The 12,480-nt window shown below is 71.1% G+C and carries 11 protein-coding genes; 8 read left to right on the top strand and 3 right to left on the bottom strand.

Translation table 11 applies throughout. The features are described 5' to 3' along the window. Nucleotides 1-217: 217 nt before the first annotated feature. Both ACIRF8_RS33820 and ACIRF8_RS33815 read right to left on the bottom strand, forming a co-directional pair. Nucleotides 218-982, bottom strand: a complete 765-nt coding sequence (locus ACIRF8_RS33820; protein ID WP_404221324.1) for an SDR family oxidoreductase — start codon at nt 980-982, stop codon at nt 218-220. A 92-nt stretch (nt 983-1,074) separates the two neighbouring features. After that, the gene (locus tag ACIRF8_RS33815; RefSeq protein ID WP_404221322.1) at nt 1,075-1,689 is read right to left on the bottom strand and encodes a ScbR family autoregulator-binding transcription factor; all 615 of its coding nucleotides are present in this window, start codon (nt 1,687-1,689) and stop codon (nt 1,075-1,077) included. A gap of 786 nt (nt 1,690-2,475) precedes the next feature. Here ACIRF8_RS33815 and ACIRF8_RS33810 point away from each other — a divergent pair. The 4 genes from ACIRF8_RS33810 (at nt 2,476) to ACIRF8_RS33795 (ending at nt 5,913) form a co-directional block, all read left to right on the top strand. Then, the gene (locus ACIRF8_RS33810) at nt 2,476-3,147 is read left to right on the top strand and encodes a DUF4097 family beta strand repeat-containing protein (protein WP_404221320.1); all 672 of its coding nucleotides are present in this window, start codon (nt 2,476-2,478) and stop codon (nt 3,145-3,147) included. A gap of 20 nt (nt 3,148-3,167) precedes the next feature. Continuing rightward, nucleotides 3,168-4,130 (top strand): ATP-binding cassette domain-containing protein, encoded by a 963-nt coding sequence (locus tag ACIRF8_RS33805; RefSeq protein ID WP_404221318.1) that lies wholly within the window; start codon nt 3,168-3,170, stop codon nt 4,128-4,130. Continuing rightward, a complete protein-coding gene (locus ACIRF8_RS33800) occupies nt 4,127-4,903 on the top strand; it encodes an ABC transporter permease (protein WP_404221316.1) in 777 nt (258 codons plus the stop codon). Before ACIRF8_RS33805 ends, ACIRF8_RS33800 begins: the two co-directional genes overlap by 4 nt. Before the next feature lie 245 nt (nt 4,904-5,148). Further along, nucleotides 5,149-5,913, top strand: a complete 765-nt coding sequence (locus ACIRF8_RS33795) for a thioesterase II family protein (RefSeq protein WP_404221314.1) — start codon at nt 5,149-5,151, stop codon at nt 5,911-5,913. 58 nt (nt 5,914-5,971) lie between these two features. Here ACIRF8_RS33795 and ACIRF8_RS33790 read toward each other — a convergent pair whose 3' ends face one another. Continuing rightward, nucleotides 5,972-6,364 (bottom strand): hypothetical protein, encoded by a 393-nt coding sequence (locus ACIRF8_RS33790; protein WP_404221312.1) that lies wholly within the window; start codon nt 6,362-6,364, stop codon nt 5,972-5,974. Between the two features lie 406 nt (nt 6,365-6,770). On the opposite strand from ACIRF8_RS33790, the gene ACIRF8_RS33785 reads away from it, so the two are divergent. From ACIRF8_RS33785 to ACIRF8_RS33770, 4 genes are all read left to right on the top strand, one after another. Then, a complete protein-coding gene (locus ACIRF8_RS33785) occupies nt 6,771-9,047 on the top strand; it encodes an MMPL family transporter (RefSeq protein ID WP_404221310.1) in 2,277 nt (758 codons plus the stop codon). A gap of 221 nt (nt 9,048-9,268) precedes the next feature. Next, nucleotides 9,269-10,492 (top strand): methionine adenosyltransferase, encoded by a 1,224-nt coding sequence (gene metK / locus ACIRF8_RS33780; RefSeq protein ID WP_404221308.1) that lies wholly within the window; start codon nt 9,269-9,271, stop codon nt 10,490-10,492. Between the two features lie 75 nt (nt 10,493-10,567). Beyond that, nucleotides 10,568-11,551: a carbohydrate kinase family protein gene (locus ACIRF8_RS33775; protein WP_404221306.1), complete on the top strand. Its 984-nt coding sequence runs from the start codon at nt 10,568-10,570 to the stop codon at nt 11,549-11,551. After that, a partial coding sequence (locus ACIRF8_RS33770) for a homocysteine S-methyltransferase family protein (RefSeq protein ID WP_404221304.1) occupies nt 11,548-12,480 on the top strand: 933 nt, incomplete at its 3' end. The genes ACIRF8_RS33775 and ACIRF8_RS33770, both read left to right, overlap by 4 nt.

Genomic DNA, 12,480 nt, shown 5'->3' with positions numbered 1-12,480 from the left:
TCGACTGGTTTTTTTTCGTTAGACGAAGGCAAGTTGGGTACGCGGACGGGTTGGGAAGTTCGGGGTGGCGGCGGCATCGGGGCCTGGCCGGAATCCCACGCGTCGCGGGAGTGCCGAGGTGAGGGCCCTTGAGGGCGGCCGAAGCGGACGCTCCCCGAACGCCGCGTTCAGCAACCGGAGTTGACGGCCGCTCAGGCCGGGGAGGCGCCGCCGGTCGTCACAGCCGGGAGCCGCCGGACGCGTCGATGCACTGTCCGGTGATCCACCGCGACGCGTCGGACGCCAGGAACAGGACGATGTCGGCGACGTCCGTGGGCTGCCCGAGCCGGTTGAAGACGGACCAGGCCGCCATCTCGTCCGCGGCCTTCGCGTCCAGCCGCTTGCCGACGTTCATGTCGGTCTCGATGAACCCCGGGCGCACCGCGTTCACGGTGATGTTCCGGTCCCCCATCTCCTTGGCCAGGGCCAGGGTGAAGGTGTCCACGGCGCCCTTGCTCATCGAGTAGACGAGGGACTCCGGGTAGGCCAGGCGCGTCGCGGCCGACGAGACGTTGATGATCCGGCCGCCGTCGTGGATGCGCTTGACCGCCTGCTGCGACACGAACACCAGGGACTTGGTGTTCACCGCGAAGATGCGGTCGAACAGCTCGGACGTCACCTCCTCGATCCGCGCCGAACCGCTGATGCCCGCGTTGTTGACCAGGATGTCCAGGCCCGGGGCCGCGCCCAACTGGGCGACCTCCGCGTCGAACTGGGCGTACATCATCTCCACCGCGCCGGGGGCGCCGAGGTCCGCCCGGATCGAGAAGGCCCTGCCGCCGCTGTCGCGGATCGCGCCCAGCGTCTCGTCGGCCGCGGCGTCGTCCCCCCTGAAGTGCACGCCGACCAGGGCCCCTTCCCGGGCGAGCCGGCACGCGATACCGCGCCCTATCCCCCGGCTCGCTCCGGTGACCAACGCCGTTTTGCCCGCCAAAGCGCCCATGTCTCCCCCTGAGACTCCCCCGCAGGAGCGTTCGGCCCCCAGCGTGTGAAGTTTGTAGCACTCATGGGCAATCTACGGGAGGTCCGTGAAGGTCATGCCCGTAGGCGGTTCGGCTCACCGGGCGGCAGGAGCAGGGGGAGGAACAGCTCCCACAGGCCGGCCAGCCACTGATCGCCCTCGTCCGCGGGCACCCCCATCGAGGCGAGGACCTCGACCCCGCAGACCGCGGCGGTGACGAGGGTGCGGGCCGACCGGTCGGCGACCTGGCCGTCCAGTTCGTCCTTGCGCCGGGCCTCGTCCAGCAGGTCCCACAGCCGTCCGAGCCACAGGGGATAGAAGTCGGACGGGGCGGCGGCCTCGCTCGTGCGTTCCCGGGCGATGCGCACGCCCGCCCGCACGAAGGGGTCCTCCCGCAGCAGTCGGTTCAGCTCGTGCGTGGCGTCGACGAGGACCTGCAGGCTCACCTCCTCCTTCCTGGCGATGCCCCTGATGACGGCCTCGCAGACGTCCTCGCCGCGCGCCTGGACGGCGTCCGCGAGCTCGTCCTTGGTGGCGAAGTGGAAGAAGAGCGCGCCCTTGGTGACACCGGCCGCCACGCTCACGTCGCTGAGGGTGGCCCGGATGAAGCCGCGGTCCGCGAACTGCTCCGCCGCCGATGTGATCAGCCGCTCCAGCGTCCGCACCGACCGGTCCTGCTTCGCCTTCATGGGCGCTTCACCTCGTGTGTCCGTGAACGGGCCGGCATCAGCCAAGATCCGCCCGGAATGCGCATGACTGTATAAACCGGTCGAATAGCAAGTCAATTCAAACCGCTCGGTAGGTTTTTTGTGCGCAATGGGATGAGCACCCTGCCGTCCATCGCAGGTCACCGACCAGCGGAGGGAGCGCCACGCGTGACATTCACCTCCAGCTCATTGCAACAATCCCCAGCGCGCCGTTGCATCCATCAGGAGACTGTTGCAACCCCGCCCGAGCTTTCCCTACGTCATAACGTAGTTGCGCTGTAAATATATTGCCACGCCAATGAACGCAACGTAGCGTTTCTCGCCATCGAAAGCTGTCGGGCGTCACTTTTCGGCCCCGCGCAGCCGCGCCCCTCACCGGGCCGCCGAGCATAGGCGGCAGCACTGGAAGGCCGGTCGAGCGCACCCGGGCGCGGCGGTGCCGCGCGGGCGGGCGTCGCGGCTCGAGTGAGGTTCGAGCGGGGCTGCACCGGCGGGCGGGACAGTCGGCTCGTCGTCCGGTCCCGGCGCGACGGCCCGCGCGCGGCCCCCGGCGCCCCCGCATGGCGTTCACCGTCAATCATTGCAACAGGTGTCACTCGGCTCGTTGCATTCAAACCGACTTCATTGCAATGATTTCTCGGCTTTGAGCTGGGGAAACGTGGAGTTGAGCGCACTAGCTGTGTTGCCGAAGTCGTGAATGCAACGTAGCGTTTCCATCATCAGAAACGGCGGGCCGCAGGGACCGCGACGCGGATGAAGGAGAGCACGATGCAGAAGTTCGACACCCCGGCCCCGGTCCCGGCCGTCCTGGACATCCCGGCGGGGCGTATCCGGCTCCTCGCGACCGACCGGGCCGAGACCCGCGTCGAGGTGCTGCCCGCCGACGCCGGTAAGAGCCGCGACGTGAAGGCCGCCGAGCGGATCGAGGTCTCCTTCCGCGACGGCGTGCTGCGGATCGAGGCGCCCGAGGCCGAGCACGGGGTGCTCGGCACCTCCGGCTCCGTCGAGGTGACCGTCCACCTGCCCGCCGGCTCCAGCGTCGAGGCGAAGGCGGCCAGCGCCGAACTGCGCAGCGAGGGACGGCTCGGCGACGTCACGTTCGAAGGGGCGCGGGCCACCGTCGCGCTGGACGAGACCGCCGACACCCGGCTCACCGTCGCCGACGGCGACCTCTCGGTGGCCCGTCTCACCGGGCCCGGCGAACTCCGCGCGCAGAAGGGCGATCTGACGGTCGCCGAAGCCACGAAGGGCCTCCTCACGCTGCACACCGAGTCGGGCCGGATCTCGGTCGGCGCCGCTCCCGGCGTCTCCGCCTCGCTCGACGCCCGTACCGCCTACGGCCGGATCACCAACACGCTGCGCAACAGCGACGGTGCCGCCGCCGGTCTCACCATCCACGCGACCACCTCGCACGGCGACATCACCGCCCGCGGCCTCTGACCCGAAACGGAGCTCCCCCCATGACGAACCTGGCCATCGCGGCGCACGGGTTGCGCAAGTCCTACGGAGACAAGACCGTCCTCGACGGTTTCGACATCACCGTCCCCGAAGGCACGATCTTCTCCCTCCTCGGCCCGAACGGGGCGGGCAAGACCACCGCCGTGAAGATCCTCTCCACCCTGATCGCGCCCGACGCGGGCTCCGGGCAGATCACGATCGGCGGACACGACCTCGCCACGCAGGCCCAGGCCGCCCGCGCCGTGATCGGTGTCACCGGCCAGTTCTCCGCCGTCGACGGGCTGATCACCGGCGAGGAGAACATGCTCCTCATGGCGGACCTGCACCACCTGTCCAAGGCCGAGGGGCGACGCGTCACCGCCGAACTCCTGCACCGCTTCGACCTGGTGGAGGCGTCCAAGAAGCCCGCGTCCACCTACTCCGGCGGTATGAAGCGCCGCCTGGACATCGCCATGACCCTGGTCGGCAGCCCGCGCGTCATCTTCCTCGACGAGCCGACCACCGGCCTCGACCCGCGCAGCCGCCACAACATGTGGAACATCATCCGTGAGCTCGTCACCGACGGCGTCACCGTCTTCCTCACCACCCAGTACCTGGAGGAGGCCGACGAACTCGCCGACCGCATCGCGGTCCTGAACGACGGCAAGATCGCGGCCGAGGGCACCGCAGAGGAGCTGAAGCGGCTGGTCCCCGGCGGCCACGTCCGCCTCCGCTTCACCGACCCCGTCGGCTACCAGTCCGCCGCCCTCGCCCTGACCGAGGCCGCCCGCGACGACGAGGCACTGGCCCTCCAGCTCCCCAGCGACGGCAGCCAGCGCGACCTGCGCTCGATCCTCGACCGGCTCGACGCGGCCGGGATCGAGGCCGACGAACTGACCGTGCACACCCCCGACCTGGACGACGTGTTCTTCGCGCTCACCAGCACGAGCGGCGTCCCCACCCAGCCCAAGGAGTCCGTCCGATGAGCTCCCTGTCCCTCGCGGTCCGCGACTCGTCCACGATGCTGCGCCGCAACCTCCTGCACGCCCGCCGCTACCCCTCGCTCACCCTGAACCTGCTGCTCACCCCGGTGATGCTGCTCCTGCTCTTCGTCTACATCTTCGGCGACACCATGAGCGGCGGCGCGGGCCGCGACGCCTACATCGCCTTCATCGTCCCCGGCATCCTGCTCATGACGATCGGCTCCACCACCATCGGTACCGCCGTGTCCGTCTCCACGGACATGAGCGAGGGCATCATCGCCCGCTTCCGCACCATGGCCATCCACCGCAGCTCCATCCTCTTCGGCCACGTCGTCGGCAGCGTCGTGCAGACGCTCCTGAGCCTGATCCTCGTCGGCGCCATCGGCGTCGCCATGGGCTTCCGCTCGGTCGACGCCTCGGTCCTCGAATGGCTCGCGGCCTTCGGCCTGGTCACCCTCTTCACCCTCGCCTTCACCTGGATCGCGGTCGGCATGGGTCTCGGCAGCCCCAACGCCGAGGCCGCCAGCAACAACGCCATGCCGCTGATCCTGCTCCCCCTCATCTCCAGCGCCTTCGTCCCGCTGCACTCGATGCCCGGCTGGTTCCAGCCGATCGCCGAGTACCAGCCCTTCACCCCCGCCATCGAGACGCTGCGCGGCCTGCTCCTCGGCTCCGAGATCGGCAACAACTGGTGGATCGCGCTGGTCTGGTGCGTGGGCCTGACCGTCCTCGGCTACCTGTGGTCCAAGGCCCAGTTCAACGCCGACCCCAAGTAACGCGAAGAGCACGACCCGAGCGGCGCGCACCGGACCCCCTCCGGTGCGCGCCGCCGCGCGTCGCGGCTCTCCAGCCGTCCACGAGCGGACGTCCATCAGGTGACGGGATGCTCGGCCCAGGGAGTTCGCCCACGGCCACACCGCCCGCGTGACTCCGCACCCGCCCGCCGGCGCCCCGCCCACCCCCCGCGGGGCACCGGCGGGCTTCTCGTTTCCCGCACCCCGACGGAAAGGGTCCACCCGCTATGGACAGCACATGGTTCCGGCGCTTCACGACGTCCGACGGGCACGGGCCCCGGCTCGTGTGCTTCCCGCACGCGGGCGGCTCCGCGACGGCGTACCTGCCGTTGGCGAAGGCGCTGCCCGCCCCTCTCGACGTGGTCGCCGTGCAGTACCCGGGGCGTCAGGACCGCTATTCGGAGGAGCCGTTCACATCGCTGGCCGGGCTCGTGGACGCCGTCGCCGGACGTCTGGCGCCGGAACTGGCCGCGGAGCCCGAGCGGCCCTATGCCCTGTTCGGCCACAGCATGGGGGCGCTCGTCGCCTTCGAGACGGCGCGGCTGCTCGTGGAGCGCGGGCTGCCCGAGCCGCGGCGGCTGTTCCTGTCCGGTCGGCGTGCGCCGGGGCCGGGCCCCGAACCGTACGGACGCGGCTACGACGACGCCGCCGTACTGGCCGATGTCCGCAGGCTCGGCGGCATGGACCCGTCGATGCTCGACGATCCCGAGGTCCTGGAGATGGTGCTGCCTGCGCTGCGCGCGGACTATCAGGCCCTCGCCACGTACCGGTGGCGCAAGAGCGCCCCGCTCGACATCCCGATCACCGCGCTGATCGGGGACAGGGATCCGATGGTGACCGCCGTGGAGGCCTGCGCCTGGCGGGAGCGCAGTCGTGGTGACTTCGCCCTGGAGGTGTTCGGCGGGGGGCACTTCTATCTGACCGAGCACGTCGAGCGGATCGCCGCGACGGTCGCCGAGCAGGTGGCGGGGGCGGCCGTCCTCACCGCGTGACGGAGCCTGACGGAACGTCAACCCGGTGGGGGGCCTTCGTCGACCGGCGCGTGCGCCGTCACCGCGCGCAGGCCTTGGTCAGTTCGCCCGCCGCGGCCTCGGCGGGACCCAGGTCCGGGCTCTTGTCGCCGTCGCCGAGGGCGTCGCTGACATTGGTCACGGCCCGGCCCAGGTCCTTGACGGCCTTGTCCACGTCGACGTCGTCGCTCTGTCGGGCGATGTCCTTCAGGTCGTCCCGGATGGGGGAGAAGTAGCGGTCGGCGTCGGAGGGGTCCAACGCGGCGTCGCGGGCGGCCCGTTGGAGGTCGTCGAAGCTGTTCGCGATGGCGTTGGCGGTGCGGACGCAGTCCAGGGTGCGGTGGGCCGCCTCGCAGCCCGTGAGGGTGAGCGCGGTGGTGAGGGCGAGCGCGATGGCGTGGACGGCCATGACACGCGGGCGGGTGCGGGGCATGGGGGGCGGGTCCCTTCCCTGGGGCGACCGATGGCGTGCGGTGGGGTAGGCGGCGTCGGTGGGGCAGGCGGGTCGGTGGTGTCGGCAGCGGTGGTGCCGGAACAGGACGCGCGCCCATCGTGGCGCGGCCGGGAAGGCCGGGGGCGGCCGGTCCATGGATCCTTCAGTGATGCTCGTCCCGGTATGCAGCACGAGCGCTGAACGGCGGGTGCGCGACTGGCCGGAAACAGGGCATGCCGTCGAGATTCGCTGGAGGACCGCTCCAGAGTTCCGGGTGGATCCGGTCGGCCGACGGCCTTTGCGGTCACCGTGTCTGCATGCAGTACCGACCACCCGGGCGGGCACGCCCCGGCGGTCGGCTCCCTGCGTACGTCCTCACCCCCCACTCGACGGAAGTGCGGTTGCCGTGGCTACCTTCCTGTACAGACTCGGCCGCTTCGCCTTCAGGCGCCGCGGCCTCTTCGCACTCCTGTGGGTGCTGATCGTCGTCGGTGTCGGTGCCGCGGCGTCGTCCGCGCCCACACCTCCGACCGAACAGTTCTCGATGCCGGGCACCGAGTCCCAGAAGGCGTTCGACCTGCTGGAGAAGAAGTTCCCCGACGCGAGCGCCGAGGGCGCGAGCGCCCGTGTGGTGCTGCGCGCGCCCGACGGCAGGACGATCTCCGACGAGCGGGCCGCGGTCGAACGTCTCGTCGGCGAACTCGGCGACGCGCCCCAGGTGGCCGCCGTGGCGGACCCGTTCAAGGCCCGCTCGATCAGCGACGACGGCCGTACCGCGTACGCGGTGGTGACCTATGAGGTCGCGGCGCCCGACGTCACCGACGAGGCGCACGACGCGCTCACCAAGGCCACCGACCGGGCCCGCGACGGCGGTCTGACCGTCGAGGCGGGCGGCGACGCCATCATGGTCGAGCAGGAGATGAACGGCACCGGCGAGCAGATCGGTGTGCTCGTCTCCGCCGTCGTCCTCGTGCTGACGTTCGGCGCGCTGCTCGCCGCCGGGATGCCGCTGCTGACCGCCCTGATCGGGGTGGCCATCGGCACGTCCGCCATCACCGCGCTGGGCAGCACCCTCGGTCTCTCGGCCACGACGTCGACGCTGGCCATGATGATCGGCCTCGCGGTCGGTATCGACTACGCCCTGTTCGTCATCTTCCGCTACCGCTCCGAGATCGCCGAGGGCCACGCCCCCGACGACGCGGCGGGCCGGGCGACCGGCACCGCCGGTTCGGCGGTCGTCTTCGCCGGGCTCACCGTGATCATCGCGCTGGCCGGTCTCGCGGTCGTGAACATCCCGGTCCTCACCAAGATGGGTCTCGCCGCGGCGGGCACGGTCGCCGTCGCCGTGCTGGTGGCGGTCACCCTCGTACCGGCTCTGCTGGGCTTCGCGCCCAGGCGGGTGCTGCGGGTCGCCGACCGTCGTCTCGTACGGACGAAGAAGCCGCTGTCGGCCCGCAAGCTGGCCAGGTCCGAGAAGAAGGCGGCGAAGCTGGCCGCGCGGACCAGGCCGAACCTGTCGACGCGGTGGGCCTCGTTCGTGGTGCGCCGCCCGGTGGGTGTGCTCGTCGTCGCGGTCCTCGGGCTCGGGGCGCTGGCCCTGCCCGCCACGAAGCTGGAGCTCGGTCTGCCGGGCGAGGGCACGATGGCGACGGACACCACGCAGCGCAAGGCGTACGACCTGCTGTCGCAGTCGTTCGGGCCCGGTTTCAACGGTCCGCTGACGGTGACCGTGGAGGGCAAGGGCGCGGCAGCCGCCGGTGACAAGGTCGGTGCCGCCCTGAAGAAGGTGGCGGGGGTCGACTCCGTCTCCCCGGCCGCCGCCAACGAGGCGGGCGACACGGCGATCCTCAGTGTCGTACCGAAGACAGGACCGACGGACGACCGGACGAAGGATCTGGTCAAGGACGTCCGCGCCAGGGCCTCGTCGCTGGCGGCGGCCTCGGGCGCGTCCGAGATCCTGGTGACCGGGCAGACCGCGCTGTTCATCGACTTCTCGCAGGCGCTGTCCGACGCGCTGCTGCCGTATCTGGCGCTGGTGGTCGGCCTGGCGTTCCTGCTGCTGCTCCTGGTGTTCCGTTCGGTGCTCGTGCCGCTGAAGGCGGCGCTCGGCTTCCTGCTGTCGGTGAGCGCGGCGCTCGGCGCCGTGGTCGCGGTGTTCCAGTGGGGCTGGGCCGCCGATGTGCTCGGCGTCGACCAGCCGGGCCCCATCATGACGACGATGCCGATGTTCATGATCGGTGTGGTCTTCGGACTCGCCATGGACTACGAGGTGTTCCTCGTGACCCGGATGCGGGAGGCGTACGTGCACGGCGCCGGGGCCACGGACGCCGTCGTGACCGGTTTCCGGCACAGCGGGCGGGTCGTCACGGCCGCCGCGATCATCATGATCAGCGTCTTCTCCGGCTTCGTCTTCGAGGCCAACGACCTGGTGAAGATGATGGGCTTCGGTCTCGCGTCCGCCGTCCTGTTCGACGCGTTCGTGGTCCGGATGACCCTCGTGCCCGCCGTGCACGCGCTGCTCGGTGACGCCGCCTGGTGGCTGCCCGGGTGGCTCGGCCGGCTGCTGCCGAACGTGGATGTCGAGGGCGAGAAGCTGCGGCGGCGGCTGTCGGTCGCCCCGGTGGCGGCCGGCCCCGGCAGGCAGGGTCAGCCGGACGGGTACGAGCGCGACCTCGTGCACTGACGCGACCCCCTCGCGGCCCGGTGCGACCCCCTGCGGGTCGTGCCGGGCCGCGGGCATGCGTGCGCCGTGCGGTGCGCGGCTCTGGCGGGGTTCTGCCGCTCTTCGAGTGCTCCTCGTTCGGGATCGGTCATCGTGGCGGGCACCCGGGCGATCTCGCCCGCCTGTGCCGCGCTTCGTGTCTGACGCCCTTCGCGCTGTGGGCCACTACCGTCTGGAGAGCCATGTCCCGTCGCCTGTTCACCTCGGAGTCCGTGACCGAGGGGCATCCCGACAAGATCGCCGACCGGATCAGCGACACCGTGCTCGACGCGCTGCTGCGGGAGGACCCCACCTCCCGCGTCGCGGTCGAGACGCTGATCACCACCGGTCTGGTCCATGTGGCCGGTGAGGTGACGACCACGGCGTACGCGCCGATCGCGCAGCTCGTGCGCGAGGCCGTCCTCGACATCGGCTACGACTCCTCCGCCAAGGGCTTCGACGGCGCGTCCTGCGGTGTCTCGGTCTCCATCGGCGCGCAGTCGCCCGACATCGCGCAGGGCGTCGACACGGCCTACGAGAAGCGCGTCGAGGGTGCCTCCCGCGGCGCGGAGGGTGACGAGCTCGACCAGCAGGGCGCGGGCGACCAGGGCCTGATGTTCGGCTACGCGACGGACGAGACGCCCAATCTGATGCCGCTGCCGATCGAGTTGGCGCACCGGCTCTCGCGCCGCCTGACCGCGGTGCGCAAGGACGGTACGGTCCCCTACCTGCGACCCGACGGAAAGACACAGGTCACCATCGAGTACCAGGGCAGCCGCCCGGTCCGCCTCGACACGGTCGTGGTCTCCTCGCAGCACGCCCCCGGCATCGACCTGGACTCCCTGCTCGTCCCCGATCTGCGCGAGCACGTGGTCGAGCAGGTGCTCCACCAGCTCGCCGAGGACGGGATCAAGCTGGAGACGGACGACTACCGTCTCCTGGTCAACCCGACGGGTCGGTTCGAGATCGGCGGGCCGATGGGCGACGCGGGCCTGACCGGCCGCAAGATCATCATTGACACGTACGGCGGCATGGCCCGCCACGGCGGCGGCGCCTTCTCCGGCAAGGACCCGTCCAAGGTGGACCGCAGTGCCGCGTACGCGATGCGCTGGGTGGCGAAGAACGTCGTCGCGGCCGGACTCGCGTCCCGCTGCGAGGTGCAGGTCGCGTACGCGATCGGCAAGGCCGAGCCGGTCGGCCTGTTCGTGGAGACCTTCGGCACCGGCAAGGTCGCGCAGGCCACCATCGAGGCGGCGATCTCCGAGGTCTTCGACCTGCGCCCGGCCGCGATCATCCGCGACCTCGACCTGCTCCGCCCGATCTACGCGCAGACCGCCGCCTACGGCCACTTCGGCCGCGAACTGCCCGACTTCACCTGGGAGCGCACCGATCGCGCCCAGCAGCTCAAGGCGGCCGCGGGCATCTGAGCCCGTGGCCCGCCCCGGTGGGCCCGGCTCGTGCACCACCGGCGATCAGCGACCGAAGCGACCAAGGAGTGATCTGTGCGCATCGCGGTGACCGGTTCCATAGCCACCGACCATCTGATGGTCTTTCCCGGACGGTTCGCGGACCATCTGCTGCCCGACCAACTGGCGCACCTCTCGCTCTCCTTCCTGGTCGACCGGCTCGAGGTGCGCAGGGGCGGCGTCGCGGCCAACATCGCGTTCGGCCTCGGCGGCCTCGGCCTGACCCCACTGCTCGTCGGGGCGGTCGGCGCCGACTTCGCCGAGTACGAGGTGTGGCTGAAGGAGCACGGCGTCGACACGGGCGGGGTACGTGTCTCGCACGAGCGGCAGACGGCCCGCTTCATGTGCATCACCGACGAGGACGCCAACCAGATCGCCGCGTTCCACACCGGCGCGATGGAGGAAGCCGGCGACATCGACCTGCGGCACCTCGTCGCCGTCGACGAACGCCCCGGCCTCGTCCTCGTCTCCCCCGACGACCCGTCGGCGATGCTGCGCCACACGGCCGCGTGCCGGGAGCTCGACGTCCCCTTCGCCGCCGACCCCTCGCAGCAACTGGCCCGCCTGGACGGCGGCCAGGTGCGCGAGCTGGTCACCGGCGCCACCTGGCTGTTCACCAACGAGTACGAGGCGGCGCTGCTGCGCGAGCGCACCGGCTGGTCCCGCGACCAGGTGCTCGCCGTCGTCGGTACGTGGATCACCACCCTGGGCGCCGGTGGCGTCCGCGTCGAGAGCGCCGGACGCGCGCCCCTCACCGTCCCCGCCGTCCCCGTCGCCGAGACGGCCGATCCGACCGGTGTCGGCGACGCCTTCCGCGCCGGGTTCCTCGCCGCCGTCGGGCACGACATCGACGCCCGGTCCGCGGCTCACCTGGGCTGCGCGCTGGCCTCCGTGGTCCTCGCCGCCGTCGGCTCGCAGACGTACGAGGTGGACACGGCGGAGCTGACCCGCATCGTCGAACGCGCCTACGGCCACGGTGCCGTCGGGCCGCTCGCCGCGGTCCTGGGCGGACGGTCGTGAGCGCCCCGGACGGGGGCCGCGCCCGTGTCGCGGCGCTCCGGGAAGCCCTCGCGACGCGCGTGGTCGTGGCGGACGGCGCGATGGGCACCATGCTCCAGGAGCGGGAGCCGACCCTTGAGGACTTCCAGCAGCTCGAAGGGTGCAACGAAGTCCTGAACGTGACCCGCCCCGACATCGTGCGCTCCGTGCACGAGGCGTATTTCGAGGTCGGCGTCGACTGCGTGGAGACCAATACGTTCGGTGCGAACCACGCGGCGCTCGGCGAGTACGACATCGCCGACCGCGTCTTCGAACTCTCCGAGTCCGGCGCCCGGATCGCCCGCGAGGTCGCCGACGCGTTCACCGCCTCCACCGGGCGGCAGCGCTGGGTCCTCGGCTCGATGGGTCCCGGCACCAAGCTGCCCACGCTGGGGCATGTCGCGTACGACGTGCTGCGCGACGGATTCCAGCGCAACGCGGAAGGGCTGCTGGCCGGTGGCGCGGACGCGCTGCTCGTGGAGACGACGCAGGATCTGTTGCAGACGAAGGCGGCGCTGGTCGGTGCGCGGCGTGCGATGCGGGCGCTCGGCGCCGACACCCCCCTGATCTGCTCGCTCGCCTTCGAGACGACGGGGACGATGCTGCTCGGCTCGGAGATCGGCGCGGCGCTGACCGCCCTGGAGCCGCTGGGCATCGACATGATCGGCCTGAACTGTTCGACGGGGCCGGCCGAGATGACCGAGCATCTGCGCCATCTGGCGCGGCACTCCTCCGTACCGCTGATGTGCATGCCCAACGCGGGCCTTCCGGTGCTGAGTTCGCAGGGCGCCACCTTCCCGCTGGGTCCTGTGGGTCTGGCGGACGCGCAGGAGACGTTCGTGCGCGAGTACGGGTTGTCGCTGGTCGGCGGCTGCTGCGGCACCACACCCGAGCACCTGCGCCAGGTCGTG

Source organism: Streptomyces sp. NPDC102406 (genome assembly GCF_044765725.1).
GTDB lineage: Bacteria > Actinomycetota > Actinomycetes > Streptomycetales > Streptomycetaceae > Streptomyces.
Note: the sequence above shows the minus strand (reverse complement) of the source record. Positions and strands in the feature narration are given on the sequence as shown.

Excerpts from the sequence above, each read along its gene's own strand:
- ACIRF8_RS33795 (WP_404221314.1), top strand. The coding sequence starts at position 5,149 with ATGGACAGCACATGGTTCCGGCGCTTCACGACGTCCGACGGGCACGGG.
- ACIRF8_RS33810 (WP_404221320.1), top strand. The coding sequence starts at position 2,476 with ATGCAGAAGTTCGACACCCCGGCCCCGGTCCCGGCCGTCCTGGACATC.
- ACIRF8_RS33790 (WP_404221312.1), bottom strand. The coding sequence starts at position 6,364 with ATGCCCCGCACCCGCCCGCGTGTCATGGCCGTCCACGCCATCGCGCTC.
- ACIRF8_RS33800 (WP_404221316.1), top strand. The coding sequence starts at position 4,127 with ATGAGCTCCCTGTCCCTCGCGGTCCGCGACTCGTCCACGATGCTGCGC.
- ACIRF8_RS33815 (WP_404221322.1), bottom strand. The coding sequence starts at position 1,689 with ATGAAGGCGAAGCAGGACCGGTCGGTGCGGACGCTGGAGCGGCTGATC.
- ACIRF8_RS33820 (WP_404221324.1), bottom strand. The coding sequence starts at position 982 with ATGGGCGCTTTGGCGGGCAAAACGGCGTTGGTCACCGGAGCGAGCCGG.
- ACIRF8_RS33805 (WP_404221318.1), top strand. The coding sequence starts at position 3,168 with ATGACGAACCTGGCCATCGCGGCGCACGGGTTGCGCAAGTCCTACGGA.
- metK (WP_404221308.1), top strand. The coding sequence starts at position 9,269 with ATGTCCCGTCGCCTGTTCACCTCGGAGTCCGTGACCGAGGGGCATCCC.